The sequence below is a fragment of the Rhizobium lentis genome, from assembly GCF_014200175.1.
In the GTDB taxonomy this organism is placed as follows: Bacteria; Pseudomonadota; Alphaproteobacteria; order Rhizobiales; family Rhizobiaceae; genus Rhizobium; species Rhizobium mulingense.
In genome coordinates this window covers 150,341-168,855 of record NZ_JACHBD010000001.1, presented here as the reverse complement: position 1 = coordinate 168,855, position 18,515 = coordinate 150,341, and the positions used below count along the sequence as shown (strand labels likewise).

Below are 18,515 nucleotides of genomic sequence, written 5' to 3'. Positions count from 1 at the left end.
ATTTAATCGCTGCATATTGTCATCCGCAAATCGACTCGGGTGCAGCGTCACCCCAAATCGGTTCCGGTGGCGGTGTCATTCGGCAGGCGGTCCAAGGCCAACGGCCACGGCGATGAAATCAGCGATGGCACCTGTATCATCTAGACTGAAGACGGGCAGGGACGTATCTGATACGGCGTGATCGGCAGCGATCGCGCAGATATGAGGATCGCTCGGCGCCAGCGGTTCGCGATTGGCGGCCTCCAGGCGACGAGCCTCGATCTTCGGGATTGGCTCGCGCTTGTAGCCTTCGATCAGCACGAGATCGCAGGGAGCAAGCCGTGCGAGAATTTCCTCGAACTCGGGTTCCGGCGCGCCGCGGAGCTCATGCATGATGGCGTAACGCGTGCCGGAGACGATGGTGACCTCGTGGGCGCCAGCCTGGCGGTGGCGGTAGCTGTCGGCGCCGACCTTGTCGATGTCGAAATCATGATGGGCGTGTTTGATCGTCGAGATCCTGTAGCCGCGGCGCGTAAACTCCGTCACCAGCCGGACGGCGAGCCCCGTCTTGCCTGAATTCTTCCAGCCGGCGATGCCGAAGATTTTGGGTGCGGTCATGCGCGAAGGGCCTCCAGCCAGCGTTGCGCCTCGACAAGATCGTCCGGGGTATTGATGTTGAAGAAGGGATCGAGCAGGCTGGCGCGGGTCGGATGCAGCGGAAACGCCACTTCCGTAACGTCATGCCGTAACAGGAAGTCGCGTACGCGGCGTTTCTCGTCGGTGGCGATCCAGGCTTCGAGATCGGCAGCGAGCGTCAGCGGCCAGAGCCCGAAGACGGGATGGCTACGGCCTTCGGACGCCGCGATGGCGATCTGCGACGGGCGTTCGATCGCTGCCGCCAGCCGGGCGACGAGATCGGCCGGGAAGAACGGGCAATCAACCGAGACGGTGACGACATGGGTGATCGCGGGAAGGCCGGCGGCATAGAGCATGGCCGCATGGATGCCGGCCAAAGGCCCGGCCTTGCCGGGAAAACGGTCGGGGACGACAGGCACATCTTCTGCGGAGACATCGGCGTTGACGGCGACGGCGGCGACCTGCTGCGCGAGGCGGCTGAGGACATGGTGCAACAGGCTCTCGGTTCCGAGCATCACGCTCGCCTTGTCGCGGCCCATGCGCTGTGAGCGGCCGCCGGCCAGCACGATGCCTGCTATATCGAATCTGTCGAGCGAGAACTCCGTCATCATCCTGCCTCAAACCGGTGAGCGCGGCGCGGATTCCTGCGCGATCGGCGGGACCCGGCGCTTGGCTTCACGATAGAACGTATAGAGGCCGGAAGCGATTACGATCGCAGCGCCCAGGAGCGTCCAGCTGTCCGGCACTTCGGCGAAGAAGAAAAAGCCGAGCAGCGAGGAAAAGATCAGGCTGGTGTAGCGGAACGGCGCGACGAAGGAGATTTCGCCGGTGCGCATGGCGAGAATGACCGACTGGTAGCCGACGAGCACCAGCACCGAGGCGAGCAGCAGATGCCCGAGCGACGTGGCGCTGACCGGCTGCCAGCCGCCGAGCACCGGGATGAGCAAGGCGCCGAAGAAGGAGATGGAAATGGCTGTGATGACGGTGATCATCAGCGAGGGAATCTCCGGATCGATCGAGCGGGTGGCGAGATCGCGGCCGGCCGTCGTCAGGACCGCGCCGACGCAGAGGAGGGCGGCGGCGGTAAAACCTTCCGGGCCGGGACGGATAATGATCATCACGCCGACGAGGCCGACGAGGATCGCCGACCAGCGCCGCCAGCCGACGGGCTCGTTGAAGAAGAGCGCGGCGCCAAAGGTGACGACCAGCGGCAGCGACTGCAGGATCGCCGAGGCATTGGCAATCGGCATCATGCCGAGTGCGGTGATATAGGTGACGGCGGAGAACATCTCGCAAACGATGCGGAGGATGATGATCGGCTGCCGCACGACGCGCCAGGAGCGCAGGGCTCCCATCTTTCTGGCGATCAGATAAACGAGCAGGCTGGTGAAGAGGCCGCGCAGGAACATGATCTCACCGGCGTTCATATAGGCGACAACCGATTTGGAGAGAGCATCGCTCGCGGAAAAGCCGGCCATCGCCATGCTCATATAGATGGCGCCCTCAGTATTGCGTGACCGCGGCATGAAGAGATTCCCTTTACCTGTGCGACCCTTCTTAGTCGGGAAGAACCATGAAGGGAATCGGATGAATGTCACACCCGGGATAAATCGATGATGCAACGCACAATGGCACTTACGTCGCGGCAGGCACGCATTGGAAAGGCCCGCAAATCAGCATTTTACAACACGAATTTTCAATGCGGCGAACGAGGCACCTTCCTCCGTCGGCGATTGAGTTGATCACCACCCGAAAGCATCGACTGTCGACGGCTTTTGTTTGTCCGCGCGGGAAACGGGTGGCTGCGTCGCCTGATGTTTGAGATTTGGGATGCCTCGACAACTGAGGAGAAACGGACATGACACTTCTGAACGACAAGGTCGCAATCATCACCGGCGCAAGCTCCGGCATCGGCCGCGCGGCGGCGAAACTCTTTGCGCGGGAGGGTGCGAAGCTCGTGGTCACCGGAAGGCGACAGGCGGCGCTCGATGCCGTCGTCGCCGAAATCGAGGCGGAGGGCGGGCAGGCCGTCGCGATATCGGGCGACGTCAGGGAAGAGGCGCTGCAGGCAAGGCTTGCCGATACGGCAGTCTCGCGCTTCGGCCGGCTCGACATCGGCTTCAACAATGCCGGCATCCTCGGAGAGATGGGGCCGGTCGCCGGGCTGTCGCTGGGCGGCTGGCGCGAGACGCTCGAGACCAATCTCACCGCCGCCTTCCTCGGCGCCAAACATCAATCGGCAGCGATGGGACAAGGTGGCGGATCGCTGATCTTCACCTCCACCTTCGTCGGTCACACCGCCGGCATGCCCGGCATGGCCGCCTATGCGGCGAGCAAGGCGGGGCTGATCGGCTTCGTGCAGGTGCTCGCCGCCGAACTCGGGCGGCAGAACATCCGCGTCAATGCCCTGCTTCCCGGCGGCACCGACACGCCGGCCAGCATCACCAATGCGCCTGATGCGACGCCAGATCTGCTCGCCTTCGTCGAGGGGCTGCATGCGCTGAAGCGCATGGCACAGCCGGAAGAGATCGCCAATGCGGCGTTGTTTCTGGCGTCCGATATGGCGAGCTTCGTGACGGGGACGGCGATGCTGGCGGATGGCGGGGTTTCGATCAGCCGGACGTAGGATGGGTGAGGGGCGTTCATTTTGGCCAGGCAATGAAAGATGTGCCGTGCGGCCCCTCATCTGCCTGCCGGCATCTTCTCCCCGCTGGGGAGAAGGGACTCGTGGCAGGGGCCTCGCTCCTTTCTCCCCCTTCGGGGAGATGAGGTGAGGAGCGCCAGCGACGAACGCCTTGAGCGGCAAGCGAAAGGCAGATGCCTGCTCAGGTCAAATCTTCCATTCAGCTTCGGTGCCGCCCAAGCCGACCTACGACATAATCAACCCGCCGTCGACATTGATCGTCTGGCCGGTGATGTAGGCGGCGTCGTCGCTGGCGAGGAAGGTGACCAGCCCGGCGACGTCTTCGCCGGATCCGGCGCGTTTCATCGGGATGCCTTCGACCCATTCCTTCATCAGTTCGCCGGCGGCGTAGTTGCCCAGCAGTTTGCCCCAGGCCTGGTCGTTATAGGCCCACATATCGGTTTCGATGATGCCGGGGCAGAAGGCGTTGACAGTGATGTTTTCGGTCGCGACTTCCTTGGCGAGGCTCTGGGTGATGCCGACGACGCCCATTTTCGAGGCGGCGTAGTGCGGGGTGTAGATGAAGCCGTCGCGGGCCTGGCCGGAGGCGGTGTTGATGATGCGGCCGCCGCGCTTGTGCTTGCGCATCCTTGCGATAGCCTCCTGGGCGCAGAGGAAGACGCCCTTGGTGTTGACGGCCATGACCTTGTCCCATTCTTTTTCGGTCATGTCCTCGATGCGGGCTATGGTGATGACGCCGGCGTTCTGGATCGAGACGTCGACGGCGCCGAATTCAGTTTCGGCGGCGTCGTAAAGCGCCTTGACGCTCGCCTTGTCGGTAACATCGCCGATGAAGGGGATCGCCTTGCCGCCGTCGGCCCTGATCGCTTCGGCAACACCGTGGACCAGATCCTCATTGGCCGAGACCACGAGATTGGCGCCTTCGTGCGCAAAGCGCCTGGCGATGGCGGCGCCGATGCCGCGGCTGGCGCCGGTGATGACGACAGTCTTGTTTTCGAAGCGTTTCATCCTCTTTCCTTTCAGATATCTCTCGGGAGACGGCAATCCGCTGAACGAGTTCGCGCAGTCTTGAGCGCCAATGACGGCGCCGTGGCCTCAGCTTGTTCCATCGGCGGGAAGGCGGGCGGACGACGATATCGCGCCGTCTTGCCCGTTGGTCCCTTCAGCGCCTCGATCTCAGCCAGGGAGGAAGCGAGATCGGTTCAAGTCCTAAAATCAGCGTTCTGATCGCATCACCAGCAGCAGAAACCGCCATCGACGAGAAGATCGACGCCGGTCACGAAACTTGCCGCATTCGACAGCAGGAACACCGCCGGACCGACCATCTCGTCGACCGTTGCCATGCGTTGCATCGGTGTCTGCTCTATGAAAAGCTTGGTCTGATGAACCATCTCCGGACGGGTGTTCATGGGCGTTGCCGTATAGCCGGGGGAGATGGTGTTGACGCGAATGCCGCGGCCGACCCATTCCATCGCCATTGATTTCGACATATGAATCACGCCCGCCTTGGAGGCGTTGTAATGCGCTTGGCTGAGGCCCCGGTTGACGATGACGCCCGACATGGAGGCGATGTTGACGATGGAGCCGCGTCCATTCTTCAGCATGGCGCGGGCCTCGGCCTGGCAGGAAAGGAATATGCCCTTCAGGTTGATATCCATCAACGTCTGGTATTGATCCTCTTCCATATCTTCCGCCGGGTTCGCATTGGCGATGCCTGCAGCGTTGACGGCCAACGTCAAGGCGCCGAGGTTCGCTTCGGTTCGTGCGACTGCATCAGCAAGTGAGGATTTGTTTGTGACATCGGCAGCGATCTCGATCGAGCGGCGGCCGGCGGCGCGAATAAGTTCGGCGGTCTTGGCCAGTCCATCGTCGGTTCGACGGTCGAGCAGCGCCACATCAGCGCCGCATTGCGCAAGGCCGATGGCAATGCGCTGCCCGATGCCGCTCCCGGCACCGGTTACGATGGCAACCTGGCCGCTTAGGTCGAAAAGCTTCGGGGCGTTCAGAGTGATGTCGGACACCGCTCTTCCTTTCTCTGTCTGTTTAGATGGTCGCTAGCTCCATGACCGAGACGTCATTCGCCTGGTCACGATCGAGGATGCCTGCCTGCTTGCCCTGGGCAAGCACGAGAATGCGATTGGAAATGCCGAGAACTTCCTCGAGGTCCGAGCTGACGACGATGACCGCCACACCCTGTTTGGCAAGGTCGACGATTATGTCGTAGATGCCCGCGCGGGCGCCGACGTCGATGCCTCGCGTCGGTTCATCGAGGACCACGACCTTGGGCTCGCGCAAGAGCCACTTCGCGATGACGACCTTCTGCTGGTTGCCGCCGGAAAGATCGGAGGCGTACTGCTCGGCTCGGCCCTTGACGCCGAACCTGGCAACTGCCTTTTCCGCGAAGGAGCGCTTGATGCGCGGCGTAATCCAGCCGCCGCCGAGTTTGTCCAGATTGGCGTAGATAATGTTCTCGCTGATCCGGTGCCCGACGATCAGGCCCTGCTCCTTGCGGTCTTCCGGAACCATCACGATGCCTTTGGCGATCGCGTCGGCCGGGTCGCGCAACCTGAGTTCCTCGCCTTCCAGCTTGATTGAGCCTGCACTGATCGGATCCGCTCCCGCAATTGCACGCACCATTTCGGTGCGGCCGGCACCGACCAGTCCGGCGATGCCGAGAATTTCTCCGGCCCGCACCTTGAAGTTAACGTCGCGGAAAGAGTCATCAGGCGAGCTCAGCCCTGATACCTCAAGGACCGGGCGGTCCCTCGGAACTGGGAGGGTAGGGAACAGGCGATCAAGCGGGCGTCCGACCATGCTCTCGACAATCGTTCGCACCGGGGTGGCGCTGTCTGAGAATTCCTGCACCCGCTCCCCATCGCGAAGAACGACGATCCGGTCGGTGATCTGCTTGATCTCTTCCATGCGGTGGGAGATGTAGACGATGCCGACACCTTCCGAGCGAAGCTTGCGAACCTGCTCGAACAGAGCTTCCGTCTCCGCGCCGCCGAGGGCGGCTGTCGGTTCATCGAGGATCAGGAGCTTGGCGTTGAGAGCCAGCGCCTTGGCGATTTCGATGAGCTGTTGATTTGCCGTGGAAAGGCCGGCGACCATCCGTGTGGCCGGTATATGAAGGTTCAAACGCGCGAGCTGGTCCTGAGCCCGGCGAACCATCTGAGCCCGGTCGACGACGCCGTTCTTCATCGGCCAGCGTCCGATGAAGACGTTTTCGGCGATCGACAGTTGCGGCAGAAGCTGCAGTTCCTGATGGATCAGGACAACGCCCTTGTCGATCGCTTCGCGTGGGGTGGTCGGGGCATAAGGCTGCCCCAACCATGTCATCGAACCCTCGGAGGGTGTGCGTGAACCGGCAATGATGCCTGACAGCGTCGACTTGCCCGCTCCGTTTTCACCGAGAAGTGCCACCACTTCACCGGGATAGACGTCCAGGCTGACATTCTTCAGCACCTGGAGCGGCCCATACCACTTGGATATGCCCCTCAGGGAAAGAACTGGATCAGTCACGACACACCTCCTCAAGACCTCGACATCATTACGGATGGTTGGCGATGAAGCCTGCGACGTTTTCCTTGGTTGTCAGCGTGGCATCCAAGAGCTGTACCGGCGGTACTTTTTCACCGGCGACAAGCTTGGCGGCGTTTTCGACTGCATCGCGGCCCATTTTCTGCGTCTGCTGCGTCGCCGTCACGTTGAAGACGCCCTTGCTGAGCGCTTCAAGAGCCGCGGTATCCCCATCGAAGCCGCCGACCACGATCTTCTGCGAGGGATTTGCGACCTTGATCGCCTGAGCGGCGCCAAGCGCGAGGCCATCGGCCTGTGCGAAGACGATCGAGACGTCGGGGTTTGCCTGCAGCATATTCTGCATGATCTGGAAGCCTTCGTCCTGGCTCCAGATGTTCGAATATTGCTCGGCGACAACCTTCACATCAGGATAGGCCTTGAGCGATTCACCGCAGCCCTTCGAGCGATCGACTTCCGGGGTGGTGCCTTTCTGGCCATGGATGATGACCATCTTACCCTTGCCGCCGGCTTCCTTCAGAATGTAGTCGCACACTGCCTTGGCCGATGCGACGGAATCCGTTGCAAGGAAAGTATCGCCCGGCGCGCCCTCGGCGTTGCGGTCGACGTTGACGACCGGAATGCCGGCGTTCTTCGCCAGCTTGACCGGAACGGTCGCCGCTGCCGCACCTGCCGGAATGTAGATCAGCGCGTCGATCTTCTGGGTCAGAAGATCCTGGATCTGGTTGACCTGCGTCGGCCCGTCGCCCTTCGCGTCGACCGTGATGACTTCGATGCCGCGCTTCTTGGCTTCGGCCTCGACCGATTGCTTGATTTGGTTGAAGAAGTTTGCCTGAAGGTTGGCAACGGCTAGGCCAAGCTTCTTCAGTTCCGCCGCGTGTACGGGACCGAGCATGAGACCGAGCAGTGCAGCGGACGCGAGCATGGTGCGCGCAATTTTCATTGAAGTTCCTCCGTTGTTTGATGGACCCTAGGGTATGTCCTCCCCCTGGGGTTATTGATCCGCCCCGAATTTCCGGGACGGAATTCCGTGTCCGCCAACGCGGCGGAGCATGCGCGTCAGGCGCGACGCCGACGAATGGTCTCTGCGCCGACCGCGAGCACGATGACGATCCCGATGATCACCTGCTGCAGGAAGGGCGAGACGTTGAGAAGGTTGAGGCCGTTGCGAAGCACGCCGATGATCAGCACACCGATCAGCGTTCCCCCGATGCCGCCCGCGCCGCCGGAGAGCGACGTGCCGCCGATAACGACCGCGGCGATGGTGTCCAGCTCATAACCCAGGCCGCTGGAGGGCTGGACGGAATCCAGGCGGGCGGCGAGCACGATGCCTGCGAGCCCGGCAAGGACGGCGCTCACGACATAGACGGCTATGGTCACCAGCGGAACGTTGATGCCTGCCAGGCGCGCGACTTCGGCGTTGCCGCCCACCGCATAGAGCATGCGGCCTTCGGAGCGGAAGTGCAGGAAGAGCCATGCCGCAAGAACGACCGCGAGCATGAGGAAGACCGTGGCAGTCATGACGCCGAAATGACGATCGATCGCCAGCATCATGAACCAGTCGGGAAAGCCGACGATCTGCTGGCCGTCGGTGATCATGTTCGCAACGCCGCGCGCCGCCGACATCATCGCAAGCGTGGCGATGAAGGCTGGAACCCTGAACTGCGTCACCAGAAGCCCGACGATAAGGCCTGAAATAGCCGAAGCGATCAGGGCAAAGGCGATCCCCACGGGCAGCGGCAGACCGGCGACGTTGGCCGTCCAGCCCATGACCATCATCGCCAGGGCGAGTGCGGAGCCAACGGAGAGATCGATGCCGCCGATCAGGATGACGAACGTCATTCCAACCGCCATGATGCCGAGGACGGTGATCTGGTCGAGGATATTGAGACCGTTTCGAACCGAAAGAAACGTGTCTGTGCTGAAGCTCAGAAAGATGCACAGCGCGAGCAATCCCACGAGCGGACCGGTGGCTCCCTTGAGCTTACCGAGCCAAGCGCCGGACGAAAGCCTTTGTTCATTGATATCGAGCGCCACCATTGCTCCTCCCTATGCCTAGGCTTGTATCCGATATTTGTGCAAGCAAGAATAATTATTCACTATTGCTGGAAAATTCATTAACAACTTGCTTTTCGTCTGTCAACAGGATTTGTTCAAACACGGCGTCGCCGGGCTTCGCGTCTAAAGGCTTGACTAATCGGCGTATTGTGCAAGAATATTGAGTAGTGAATATTTATGCACCAAGAGGAACCCATGGATTCGACAGAACTTGAGCGCATCGCCCGCGAAATCCGATTGCGCGATCTCCAGGCGGTCTTTGAAGCGGGCGCCGGCCATATCGGCGGGGAGATGTCGGTCATCGACATTTTGACCGCGCTCTATTTTCGTGTGCTGAATGTCTGGCCGGACCAGCCGAAGCATCCCGACCGCGACAGGTTCGTTCTTTCAAAGGGACATACGGCTTGCGCTCTCTATGTGACGCTCGCAAAACGCGGCTTCATCCCGGAGGAGGAGATTTCCACCTTTTTGCAGCCGCATTCGAGGCTGAACGGGCATCCGAATTGCAATAAGGTTCCCGGCGTCGAAACGAATACCGGGCCGCTCGGCCACGGTCTTCCGGTTGCAGTCGGAATGGCGAAAGCCGCTAAACTCTCGGGCGCTAGATATCACACCTACGTCGTCACCGGCGACGGCGAGATGCAAGAGGGCTCCAACTGGGAAGCGATCATGGCGGCAGCCCAGTTCAAGCTCGAGAACCTGACCTTGATCATCGATCACAACAGGTTCCAGCAGGGCGCCGCGCTTGCCGAGACCAACGATCTCGCTCCGCTTCGTCCGAAGCTCGAAGCCTTCGGCTGGGAAGTCACCGAGATCGACGGCAACAATATGGGCGAAATCGTTCCGGCTCTCGAACACCGGGGTTCAGGACCGCACTGCATCGTCGCCCACACCAACAAGGGCCACGGAATCTCCTTCATGCAGGACCGGGTCGAGTGGCACCATAAGGTGCCGAGTAGGGAACAATACGAAATCGCATTGGCAGAATTGTCGGAGGCACTGTAATGAACGCGCCAGTAAACCCACCCAAGCTTCACGATTGCCGCGATGCATTCGCCTCTACGCTCGAGCGGCTGGCAGCTGAAGACGAAACGATCGTTGCCGTCTGCAATGATTCCGTCGGTTCCTCCAAGCTCGGCGGCTTCAAGTCGAGGTTTCCGGAACGCCTCGTCAATGTCGGCATCGCGGAGCAGAACATGGTCGGCGTCGGAGCAGGGCTCGCCAATGGCGGGCGGCTGCCCTTCGTGTGCGGCGCTGCTCCGTTTCTCACGGGGCGGTCGCTGGAGCAGATCAAGGCAGACATTTCCTACTCGAACGCAAACGTCAAACTGGTGGGCATTTCGTCCGGAATGGCATATGGCGAACTCGGTCCGACTCATCATTCGATCGAAGACTTTGCCTGGACGCGCGTCTTGCCCAATCTCCCGGTCATCGCGCCCTGCGACCGGATCGAAACCGCTGCTGCCGTTGCCTGGGCGGCGACCTACAGCGGGCCCTGCTTCCTGCGTCTGTCGCGGGTCGGAGTGCCCGACCTTCTTCCGGAGGGGCATAGGTTCGAACTCGGCAAGGCGAATCTCCTTCGCCAGGGTTCCGACGTCACCCTGATCGCCAACGGCACCCTAACCCATCGCATTGTGAAGGCTGCCGAGATTCTCGCCGACCGCGGTATCGATGCCAGGGTGCTCAACCTCGCAACGGTTCGTCCGATCGACGAGGAGGCCATCATCGCCGCGGCGAGGGAAACCGGCGCGATCGTTACGGCCGAAGAGCATTCGATCTTTGGCGGGCTCGGCTCCGCGGTGGCCGAAGTGGTGGTCGATTATGCTCCAGTTCCGATGAAGCGTCTCGGCGTTCCCGGCGTCTATGCCCCGACCGGTTCGGCAGAGTTTCTGCTCGACGAATACGGAATGTCGCCGTCCGCAATCGCCGAAGCTGCACAGGCGCTGATCAAGCGCAAGTAACTGGGGATGGAACGGCCGGGGCGTATTTTGCCGCCGCGGCTACCGCCTGATCTGTGGAGGATAGAATGCGGGCAATTCTGGCAATCGACCAGGGCACGACCAATTCAAAGGCAGTTCTCGTTTCCGAGACGGGGGAAATCATCGGCAGAGGTTCGTCTCCTGTCGGCATCTCCTATCCGCGGGAGGGGTGGGTCGAACAAGATCCACGCCGGCTGTACGCCTCGGTCTGCGAAGCGGTCGACGCCTGCCTGAAGACCGGCCCCGATGTGACGATCGAGGCCGTAGCCATTTCCAACCAGCGCGAGTCCGTTACCGCCTGGGACGCGGAAACCGGAGACGCGCTCGGACCGGTGGTCAGCTGGCAGTGCCGTCGAACGGCGCAGGATTGCGAACGTCTGATTACCGAAGGCCGCCTCGATCGTGTGCAGGCGCTGACCGGCCTGCCTCTGGATCCGATGTTCCCGGGTTCGAAATTCCGATGGCTGCTCGACCGGATTTCGGCCGGGCGATCGGTACGGCTGGGAACGGTCGACAGTTGGCTCATTCACTGCCTGACGGGTGGTCGCCGGCATGTCTGCGACGCTTCGAATGCCGCAAGGAGCCAGTTGTTCGATCTCAACGAACAGAGATGGAGCGAGGAACTCGGCGAGATCTTCGGCGTCGATATCGGGCTCCTGCCCGAGGTGCTCGACAGCTCAGCCGATTTCGGCAGAACGCAAGGATTACCAGGGGTGCCGGATGGCACGCCGATCATGGCCGCGATTGGGGACAGCCACGCGGCCCTGTTCGGCCATGGAGCATTCAAGCCGGGCGACGGCAAGGTGACCTTCGGAACCGGTTCTTCGGTCATGACGACGCTGCCGCGATTCATTGCCCCGCGCAACGGCATCACAACTACCGTCGCATGGCGTATCGGGGGAAAACCGACTTTTGCGTTTGAGGGCAATATTCTCGTTTGCGCCGCCAGCCTTCCCTGGATGGTTGACATTCTCGGCCTGGCTGACGTAGCCGCCCTTGTCGAACTTGCGACGAGCGCCGAGCCGGGCGCGCCCGGCTTCGTGCCGGCGTTCGTGGGGCTCGGTGCGCCTTACTGGAATTCCGACGCTCGTGCCCTGTTCTCCCAGATCAACTTCAATACGACACGCGCGCAGATGGCGCGGTCGGTAACCGATTCGATCGCTTTCCAGGTGCACGATGTGATCGCGGCCATGCGGGCACAGAGCGGCGGCGAGCTCGGCGCGCTCTATGTGGACGGCGGGCCGAGCCAAAACCGTTTCCTGATGCAGTGCGTCTCGAACCTGATCGACCATCCCGTCATCCAATGCGAAGCACCCGAGGCCTCGGCTCTTGGCGCCGCCTATCTGGCGGGGCTGTCACTCGGCTTGTGGAGCGATCTCCATATTGTCTCGGAGCTGCCGCGGAACTCCCAAATCATTGAGCCGCAACCCGTGGATCGAGCAGCACTTCTCGAGATCTGGAATGATGCGCTTGCCCGCTCGACGTCCTGCAAAACACAGGCTAAAGGTGAATAAAAATTCACACTGGGACCAGCGATGACTCGCCTCAACGAACTCCGCCTCATTTCAAGGGTCGCCCAGATGTACCACATCGAGGGGCGGCGGCAGGCGGAGATCGCGCAACACCTTCGCCTGTCGCAGGCGACGGTGTCGCGTATGCTGAAGCGTGCCGAGGCGGAAGATATCGTACGAACCAGCGTGATCCCTCCCGTCGGCACCTACAGCGAACTCGAGAGCGTGCTTCGCGAAAAATACCATCTGCCGGAGGCAATCGTCGTCGAATGCACGGAAGATCGGGACGGAGCCATCATGGCCCGTATCGGCGAGGCGGCGGCGCATCTCCTGGAGGTGACGCTTGCGCCGGGGGAGATCATCGGCGTTTCGAGTTGGAGCCAGACCATCTTCAAGATGGTCGAGAACATTCATCCCCAGAAGAGCGCTCAGGCGAAGTACGTCGTCCAGACCTTGGGAGGCATGGGCGATCCTTCCGTGCAGACGCATGCGACGCAGCTGACCACGCGGCTTGCGCGGCTGACCGGCGCCGAGCCGAAACTGCTGCCTGTGCAGGGCGTTACGACATCCAGAGAGGCAAAACTTCTGATGCAGGCCGACCCCTTCGTCCGGGAGACGATGGATCTCTTTGGCAGCATAACGCTTGCGATCGTCGGAATCGGAGCCGTCGAACCGTCCGAACTTCTCGCGCGGTCCGGCAACATCTTTTCGTCCCGCGAACTCTCCGATCTCGCGGAAGCAGGAGCCGTCGGCGATATCTCGCTTCGTTTCTTCGACAAGAACGGCAAGCCGGTCAAGACACCACTGGACGACCGCGTCATTGGGCTTCCACTCGAGGATCTGGAACGGGTGGACCGGGTCATCGCCCTTGCTGGCGGTGCCAAAAAGACCGACGCCATCGCGGGCGCGCTCCGCGTTGGGGTTATCGACATGCTTGTAACGGACAAGTTTACCGCGCAGCGGTTGATCGACTGACGGCGCGGGTGGTGGAGTGCCCGCCTCTTCCTTCGAGGCTCCGCCCGATGGGCTACGCGCCTCACGATAAAGGCTGACCGTCGTGGCGCGAGGCTCTCGCGGGCGTTGCTGACACTCCTGGATACTTCTGGAATTTGCCACGCCATATTCCGGCCCTTCGCTTGGGCTCAGGGCGTTGGGCCCTGCGATCGATTTACTGGATCAATCGCTCCCGCTTGGGGGATCGGGCCTTACCCACCCGTAACACTCATATGCCGCGCCACCGCTGGTCGATTGTGAGTCCGGTCGATGATGAAGTCGTGGCCTTTCGGCTTGCGGGTGATGGCTTCGTCGATGGCAGCCTGGAGGAGGGCGTCGTCTTCGGTGGCGCGCAGTGCGGCGCGCAGATCGGCGGCGTCGTTCTGGCCCAGGCACATATAGAGGGTGCCGGTGCAGGTCAGGCGCACACGGTTGCAGCTCTCGCAGAAATTATGGGTCATCGGCGTGATGAAGCCGAGGCGGCCGCCGGTCTCTGTGACCCTGACGTAACGGGCCGGGCCGCCGGTCTGGTAGTCGATGTCGGTCAGCGTGAACTGTTTCTCCAGATCGGCGCGCAGCTCGGAGAGCGGCAGGTACTGGTCGGTACGGTCCTCGTCGACCTCGCCCATCGGCATGGTTTCAATGACCGTCAGATCCATGCCGCGGCCATGGGCGAAGCGCAGGAGATCGGGCATCTCGGTATCGTTGAAATCCTTCAGCGCCACGGCGTTGAGCTTGATCTTCAGCCCGGCCTTTTGAGCGGCATCGATACCTTCCATGACCTTGGCGAAATCGCCCCAGCGGGTGATCTTGCGGAACTTGTCGGGATGGAGCGTATCGAGCGAGACGTTGATGCGGCGCACGCCGCACTCATAAAGTTCCTCGGCATGGCGCGACAGCTGTGAGCCGTTGGTGGTCAGGGTCAGCTCGTCGAGGCCGGAGCCGATCTTCTCGCCGAGCCGGCGGACCAGATACATGATGTTCTTGCGCACCAGCGGCTCGCCGCCGGTTAGCCTGATCTTCCTCACGCCCTTGGCGACGAAGGCGCAACAGAGCCGGTCGAGTTCTTCCAGCGTCAACAGGTCCTTCTTCGGCAGGAAGGTCATGTTCTCGGCCATGCAATAAGTGCAGCGGAAATCGCAGCGGTCGGTGACGGAGACGCGGAGATAGGTGACTGCCCGGCCGAAAGGGTCGATCATTGGATGTGCATCCACCGCCAGCGGCGATGCGGTGCCTATCGTTCCTATTCTCGTATTCACCTTTTCCTCCGCAGCCGGATCTGAAACGCGCCAGACCCGTACGTCTGCCTGTTTTCAAGCGATATGTTTCTATTTGTGCATATGTGATTGCGCCGTCAAGGGAAATGGATTTCGCACACGCTAATTTGCGCTTGCCACGAAACAGGCGAACGCCTACTTCTCCAGGGGAAAGAGGTGTTAGAGATGAGCGATACCTGGCCGAGCGAACTTCGTGTTTCGAAAGACCGGCAGTGGCTGGCGATAACCTTCGACGACGGCCGGAGCTTCGACCTGTCGGCCGAACTCCTGCGCGTGCTGTCGCCCTCGGCCGAGGTGCAGGGCCACGGCCCGGGGCAGAAGGTGACGGTGCCGGGCAAGCGCAACGTGGCAATCATCTCGATGACGCCGACCGGCAATTACGCCGTCAGGATTGGATTCGACGACATGCACGATACCGGCATCTACACCTGGACCTATCTGCGTGAGCTCGGCGAACGGGGGGCGGAGCTGTTTTCGGCCTATGAGGACGAGCTCAGGGAAAAGGGTATGAACCGCGACACGGCGGAAAAGCCGCGCTGAACTGAAAAATAACCAGCCGTCGGGGAATTTATGGCGAAAGCGAATAGCAAGAACTGGCTGCGCGCCAAAGGCAGCGCCGCCGGCAGCAAGGTGACCTTCCTCGAGCTCTTCTTCGATCTGGTCTTCGTCTTTTCGATCTCGCAGCTTTCGCATGCGCTTGCCGCCCATTACACGCCGCTCGGCGCCGCCGAAGCGGCGCTGATGACCTTTGCCGTCTGGTGGGTGTGGATCTTCACCGCCTGGGTGACGAACTGGCTCGATCCCGACAAGATGCCGGTGCGCGGCATGCTCGTCGTGCTGATGATGCTGGGGCTGATGCTGTCAGCCTCCATTCCCGAAGCATTCGGCGACAAAGGGCTGTTCTTTGCCGGCGCCTATGTGGCGATGCAGGTCGGCCGCTCGCTATTTACGACCTATGCGATGACGCGCGTCGACCGCGCCAACACGCTGAATTTCATCCGCATCAGCACCTGGCTTGTGGTGGCTGGGATCTTCTGGATCGCCGGCGGGCTCCTCGATCATGAAGCCCGCCTCATCGCCTGGGTGATCGCGCTGGCGATCGAATATGCCGGACCGGCGGCCGGTTTTGCGGTCCCCGGCCTCGGCCGCTCACAGGCCAGCGACTGGGATGTTTCCGGCGCCCATATGGCCGAGCGCTGTGCGCTCTTCGTCATCATCTGCCTCGGCGAGGCGATCCTCGTGTCCGGCCGCACTTTTTCGGAGCTGCCGGTTTCGGGGCTGACGGGCATTGTTTTCGTCACCGGCTTCGTCGGCACGGTTGCCATGTGGTGGCTTTATTTCCGCTTCGGCCACGGTCGTGCTGCCCACCGCATCGAACATGAGGAGACGCCGGGAGCTTTGGCGCGGCTGGCCTTCACCTATGGGCACATCCCGATCCTTGCCGGCATCATCGTACATGCGGTGGCGGTCGAATTCATGTTCTCGCATCCGCATGAGGTGGGCGATCTCGGCATCGCCGCGGCGGTGCTTGGCGGCTCCGGCCTGTTCCTGATCGGCAATCTCTGGTTCAAGGGCGCGACCAGCAGGCAGCTGCCGCTGTCGCATCTCGCCGGCCTCGTGTTCCTGATCCTGCTTACCTTCGCAGCACCCTTCATCGAGATCTATCTGCTGGGCATTCTGGCGACGCTGGTTCTGATCATTGTCGCGGCCTGGGAATACCGCTCGCTGACCGGCACATCGGCGGCGCCGACGCTGCATTGAGATCAATCGTCGTCGTTGCTGAGATCCTTGAGCAGCACGGTGATAATGCGTTCCATTGAATCGGCGGTCGCCATGCATTGCTCGATCGGCTCGTCGGAGAGCGTGCGTTCGATGAGATCGGTCTGAATCGCCATCGCCGCCTCGGTCAACCGGCGGCCTTCCGTGGTGAGATAAAGGCGCAGCACGCGCTTGTCGCGCGCGTCGCCGCGCCGCTCGATCAGCCCACGCTTTTCCATCTGCGGCAGCAGCATGCTCATATTGGAGCGGCCGACCAAGAGCTTGCGCGCGAGCTCCTGCTGCGAGATGCCTTCGAAACGGTAGAGATTGACCAGAATGTCGAGGTGCGGCGGCTTGATGTCGAGATCGGCCAGCGAGCGGGTCAGTGACTGCTGCATCAGCTGGCAGGCGCGCGCCACCGCGATCCAGCTGCGAAAACGTGGATGATCCCAGGGAAGGGATTGATTTTTGTTCATCGTTGTACTTTATTGTTCAGTGTTGAACGTATTGGATTCCCACTATGGCAAATTTCGCGCTCAAGGTCATCCGCCTGGGATTCTCGGTTCTGCAAGCAGTTTCTCCCCGGCTTGCGGGCAGGGCGGCGTTTCTGCTGTTTTGCCGCACGCCATCGCAGCGTCCGAAGGGCGGCAAGGCGAAGGCGGCGCATGCGGCTGGTGCGGCACGGCTTGCGGGCGCCGAGCGTTTCGTCCTCAAGCTTTCCAGCGGCGCCAAAGCCCATGCTTACCGGCTGAACGGCGGGGCGCTCGGGAAGCGCAAGCGCTATCTCGTCACCCATGGCTGGGGTTCCAGTGTGGTCTATATGGCCGATCTTGTTTCGACGTTGGCGGCAACGGGTGCCGAGGTCGTGGCGCTCGACTTTCCCGGTCATGGTCGTGCGCGCGGACGCTTCCTGCATATGGGGCTTGCTGTCGAGGCGATCGCGGCGGCGGGGGAGCGGTTCGGCGCATTCGATGCGGCGATCGGCCATTCCTTCGGCGGTGCAGCGCTGATGGTCTCGGCCGCCGCCCTCCTGCCAGACGCGGCGCCCGTCACTGGCGAGCGACTGGTGCTGATCGGCGCGCCCAGCGACATGGCATGGCTCTTCACCGATTTCGGCCGGCTGATCGGCCTTGGCGCCGCTGCACAGGCGGCACTGGAGAATGAGGTTCATCATGTCACCGGGCGGAGACTCGAAGATTTCGACGCCGGCAATACTGCAGGTACGATCTCGAGTTCGGTGCTCGTGGTTCATGCGGAGGACGACAAGGAAGTGTCGTCGGCGCATGCCAGGCGTTATGGTGCGACGGGCAAGCGTGTACGGCTGTTCTGGGCGAACGGCTTCGGGCATCGGCGCATCGTCGGCGCGGCTCCAGTCCTTGGAGCAGTCGCGGCCTTCCTCGAAGAGGAGGCGCATAAGGAGCTCGAATGCATCAAAAAAGATGCGGAGATCATTCCGATTTTTGAGCTTCCGGCGCGGCGCGCGGCATTGTAGCGTCCGGCGCGAAGATCAAGTCGCGGCGGGCGCCCCATGAAAATCATCAGCAGCATCGAAGAGCTCAATACGATCTATGGCGCGGGCCTATCGCAGGCCTCGGTCGACAAGGTGACGACGCGACTGACGCCGCTTTACCGCCAGATGATCGCGATCTCGCCCTTTGCCGCACTTGCTACCGTCGGGCCGGAAGGGCTCGACTGTTCGCCGCGCGGTGATCTCGGCGGCGTGGTGCGCGTTGTCGGCGACGAGACGCTGCATCTGCCCGACTGGCGCGGCAACAACCGCGTCGATTCGCTCTCCAATATCGTGCGTGACCCCAGGCTTGCGCTGATGTTCCTGATCCCCGGCTCGAACACGACGATGCGCATCAATGGTCGCGGCGTCGTCTCCAATGACGAGACGCTACTCAGGGGTTTTGAGATGGACGGCAAACATCCGCGCACGGTCGTCGTCATCTCCATCGACGAGGTCTATTTCCAGTGCGCGCGCGCCGTGATGCGGGCCGAGCTCTGGAATGCCTCGCACTTTGCCGACCCCGCCGCTCTGCCGACGCCGGGGCAGATGCTGAAGGCGGCAGTCGGCGATTTCGACCAGGAAACCTACGACCGGGAGTGGCCCGGTCGCGCGGCGAAGACGATGTGGTGAAAG

19 protein-coding genes are annotated in these 18,515 nt (G+C 61.8%); 9 read left to right on the top strand and 10 right to left on the bottom strand.

Annotated elements, in window-relative coordinates; translation table 11 throughout:
• Window positions 1-75 precede the first annotated feature (75 nt).
• From mobB to GGI60_RS00810, 3 genes are read right to left on the bottom strand one after another with little or no spacing between them, the layout of a single operon-like run.
• Window positions 76-597 carry a molybdopterin-guanine dinucleotide biosynthesis protein B gene (gene mobB, locus GGI60_RS00820; protein ID WP_183913395.1) on the bottom strand — a complete coding sequence of 174 codons (522 nt, stop codon included), beginning with the start codon at window positions 595-597 and terminating at the stop codon, window positions 76-78.
• The gene (gene mobA / locus GGI60_RS00815; protein WP_183913905.1) at window positions 594-1,223 is read right to left on the bottom strand and encodes a molybdenum cofactor guanylyltransferase MobA; all 630 of its coding nucleotides are present in this window, start codon (window positions 1,221-1,223) and stop codon (window positions 594-596) included. Before mobA ends, mobB begins: the two co-directional genes overlap by 4 nt.
• Before the next feature lie 9 nt (window positions 1,224-1,232).
• Window positions 1,233-2,141, bottom strand: a complete 909-nt coding sequence (locus GGI60_RS00810; RefSeq protein WP_183913398.1) for a DMT family transporter — start codon at window positions 2,139-2,141, stop codon at window positions 1,233-1,235.
• Between the two features lie 332 nt (window positions 2,142-2,473).
• Between GGI60_RS00810 and GGI60_RS00805 the strand changes: the two genes are divergently transcribed.
• Window positions 2,474-3,241, top strand: a complete 768-nt coding sequence (locus GGI60_RS00805; RefSeq protein ID WP_183913400.1) for an SDR family oxidoreductase — start codon at window positions 2,474-2,476, stop codon at window positions 3,239-3,241.
• 243 nt (window positions 3,242-3,484) lie between these two features.
• Here GGI60_RS00805 and GGI60_RS00800 read toward each other — a convergent pair whose 3' ends face one another.
• The 5 genes from GGI60_RS00800 to GGI60_RS00780 form a co-directional block, all read right to left on the bottom strand.
• Window positions 3,485-4,267, bottom strand: coding sequence for a glucose 1-dehydrogenase (locus GGI60_RS00800; RefSeq protein WP_183913402.1), 783 nt, complete (start codon window positions 4,265-4,267; stop codon window positions 3,485-3,487).
• Between the two features lie 224 nt (window positions 4,268-4,491).
• Window positions 4,492-5,280, bottom strand: coding sequence for an SDR family oxidoreductase (locus tag GGI60_RS00795; RefSeq protein ID WP_183913404.1), 789 nt, complete (start codon window positions 5,278-5,280; stop codon window positions 4,492-4,494).
• Window positions 5,281-5,302: 22 nt separating this feature from the next.
• The gene (locus GGI60_RS00790; RefSeq protein ID WP_183913406.1) at window positions 5,303-6,781 is read right to left on the bottom strand and encodes a sugar ABC transporter ATP-binding protein; all 1,479 of its coding nucleotides are present in this window, start codon (window positions 6,779-6,781) and stop codon (window positions 5,303-5,305) included.
• 28 nt (window positions 6,782-6,809) lie between these two features.
• Window positions 6,810-7,739, bottom strand: coding sequence for a sugar ABC transporter substrate-binding protein (locus GGI60_RS00785; protein WP_012484069.1), 930 nt, complete (start codon window positions 7,737-7,739; stop codon window positions 6,810-6,812).
• 116 nt (window positions 7,740-7,855) lie between these two features.
• Window positions 7,856-8,836, bottom strand: coding sequence for an ABC transporter permease (locus tag GGI60_RS00780; protein ID WP_183913408.1), 981 nt, complete (start codon window positions 8,834-8,836; stop codon window positions 7,856-7,858).
• 213 nt (window positions 8,837-9,049) lie between these two features.
• Between GGI60_RS00780 and GGI60_RS00775 the strand changes: the two genes are divergently transcribed.
• From GGI60_RS00775 to GGI60_RS00760, 4 genes are all read left to right on the top strand, one after another.
• The gene (locus GGI60_RS00775; RefSeq protein WP_183913410.1) at window positions 9,050-9,859 is read left to right on the top strand and encodes a transketolase; all 810 of its coding nucleotides are present in this window, start codon (window positions 9,050-9,052) and stop codon (window positions 9,857-9,859) included.
• Entirely contained in the window at window positions 9,859-10,815 is a 957-nt protein-coding gene (locus tag GGI60_RS00770) for a transketolase family protein (protein WP_183913412.1), read from the top strand. Before GGI60_RS00775 ends, GGI60_RS00770 begins: the two co-directional genes overlap by 1 nt.
• 65 nt (window positions 10,816-10,880) lie before the next feature.
• Window positions 10,881-12,347, top strand: a complete 1,467-nt coding sequence (locus GGI60_RS00765; protein WP_183913414.1) for an FGGY family carbohydrate kinase — start codon at window positions 10,881-10,883, stop codon at window positions 12,345-12,347.
• Between the two features lie 21 nt (window positions 12,348-12,368).
• Window positions 12,369-13,319 (top strand): sugar-binding transcriptional regulator, encoded by a 951-nt coding sequence (locus GGI60_RS00760; protein WP_183913416.1) that lies wholly within the window; start codon window positions 12,369-12,371, stop codon window positions 13,317-13,319.
• 230 nt (window positions 13,320-13,549) lie between these two features.
• Here GGI60_RS00760 and moaA read toward each other — a convergent pair whose 3' ends face one another.
• Window positions 13,550-14,596 (bottom strand): GTP 3',8-cyclase MoaA, encoded by a 1,047-nt coding sequence (gene moaA, locus GGI60_RS00755; RefSeq protein WP_183913418.1) that lies wholly within the window; start codon window positions 14,594-14,596, stop codon window positions 13,550-13,552.
• Between the two features lie 183 nt (window positions 14,597-14,779).
• Here moaA and GGI60_RS00750 point away from each other — a divergent pair, with 183 nt between their 5' ends.
• Together GGI60_RS00750 and GGI60_RS00745 are read left to right on the top strand one after the other, a co-directional pair.
• The gene (locus GGI60_RS00750; RefSeq protein ID WP_183913420.1) at window positions 14,780-15,154 is read left to right on the top strand and encodes a gamma-butyrobetaine hydroxylase-like domain-containing protein; all 375 of its coding nucleotides are present in this window, start codon (window positions 14,780-14,782) and stop codon (window positions 15,152-15,154) included.
• 30 nt (window positions 15,155-15,184) lie between these two features.
• The gene (locus GGI60_RS00745) at window positions 15,185-16,375 is read left to right on the top strand and encodes a low temperature requirement protein A (protein ID WP_183913422.1); all 1,191 of its coding nucleotides are present in this window, start codon (window positions 15,185-15,187) and stop codon (window positions 16,373-16,375) included.
• Window positions 16,376-16,377: 2 nt separating this feature from the next.
• Here GGI60_RS00745 and GGI60_RS00740 read toward each other — a convergent pair whose 3' ends face one another.
• Window positions 16,378-16,848 (bottom strand): MarR family winged helix-turn-helix transcriptional regulator, encoded by a 471-nt coding sequence (locus GGI60_RS00740; protein WP_183913424.1) that lies wholly within the window; start codon window positions 16,846-16,848, stop codon window positions 16,378-16,380.
• A 44-nt stretch (window positions 16,849-16,892) separates the two neighbouring features.
• Here GGI60_RS00740 and GGI60_RS00735 point away from each other — a divergent pair, with 44 nt between their 5' ends.
• Window positions 16,893-17,864, top strand: coding sequence for an alpha/beta hydrolase (locus GGI60_RS00735; RefSeq protein WP_183913426.1), 972 nt, complete (start codon window positions 16,893-16,895; stop codon window positions 17,862-17,864).
• A gap of 36 nt (window positions 17,865-17,900) precedes the next feature.
• Entirely contained in the window at window positions 17,901-18,512 is a 612-nt protein-coding gene (locus GGI60_RS00730) for a pyridoxamine 5'-phosphate oxidase family protein (protein ID WP_183913428.1), read from the top strand.
• The last annotated feature ends 3 nt before the right edge of the window (window positions 18,513-18,515 follow it).

Coding starts and splice junctions, on each gene's coding strand:
- GGI60_RS00805 (WP_183913400.1), top strand. CDS start 2,474: ATGACACTTCTGAACGACAAGGTCGCAATCATCACCGGCGCAAGCTCC.
- GGI60_RS00770 (WP_183913412.1), top strand. CDS start 9,859: ATGAACGCGCCAGTAAACCCACCCAAGCTTCACGATTGCCGCGATGCA.
- GGI60_RS00745 (WP_183913422.1), top strand. CDS start 15,185: ATGGCGAAAGCGAATAGCAAGAACTGGCTGCGCGCCAAAGGCAGCGCC.
- GGI60_RS00730 (WP_183913428.1), top strand. CDS start 17,901: ATGAAAATCATCAGCAGCATCGAAGAGCTCAATACGATCTATGGCGCG.
- mobB (WP_183913395.1), bottom strand. CDS start 597: ATGACCGCACCCAAAATCTTCGGCATCGCCGGCTGGAAGAATTCAGGC.
- GGI60_RS00760 (WP_183913416.1), top strand. CDS start 12,369: ATGACTCGCCTCAACGAACTCCGCCTCATTTCAAGGGTCGCCCAGATG.
- GGI60_RS00810 (WP_183913398.1), bottom strand. CDS start 2,141: ATGCCGCGGTCACGCAATACTGAGGGCGCCATCTATATGAGCATGGCG.
- GGI60_RS00735 (WP_183913426.1), top strand. CDS start 16,893: ATGGCAAATTTCGCGCTCAAGGTCATCCGCCTGGGATTCTCGGTTCTG.
- GGI60_RS00765 (WP_183913414.1), top strand. CDS start 10,881: ATGCGGGCAATTCTGGCAATCGACCAGGGCACGACCAATTCAAAGGCA.
- mobA (WP_183913905.1), bottom strand. CDS start 1,223: ATGACGGAGTTCTCGCTCGACAGATTCGATATAGCAGGCATCGTGCTG.
- GGI60_RS00740 (WP_183913424.1), bottom strand. CDS start 16,848: ATGAACAAAAATCAATCCCTTCCCTGGGATCATCCACGTTTTCGCAGC.
- GGI60_RS00785 (WP_012484069.1), bottom strand. CDS start 7,739: ATGAAAATTGCGCGCACCATGCTCGCGTCCGCTGCACTGCTCGGTCTC.
- GGI60_RS00780 (WP_183913408.1), bottom strand. CDS start 8,836: ATGGTGGCGCTCGATATCAATGAACAAAGGCTTTCGTCCGGCGCTTGG.
- GGI60_RS00775 (WP_183913410.1), top strand. CDS start 9,050: ATGGATTCGACAGAACTTGAGCGCATCGCCCGCGAAATCCGATTGCGC.
- GGI60_RS00750 (WP_183913420.1), top strand. CDS start 14,780: ATGAGCGATACCTGGCCGAGCGAACTTCGTGTTTCGAAAGACCGGCAG.
- GGI60_RS00800 (WP_183913402.1), bottom strand. CDS start 4,267: ATGAAACGCTTCGAAAACAAGACTGTCGTCATCACCGGCGCCAGCCGC.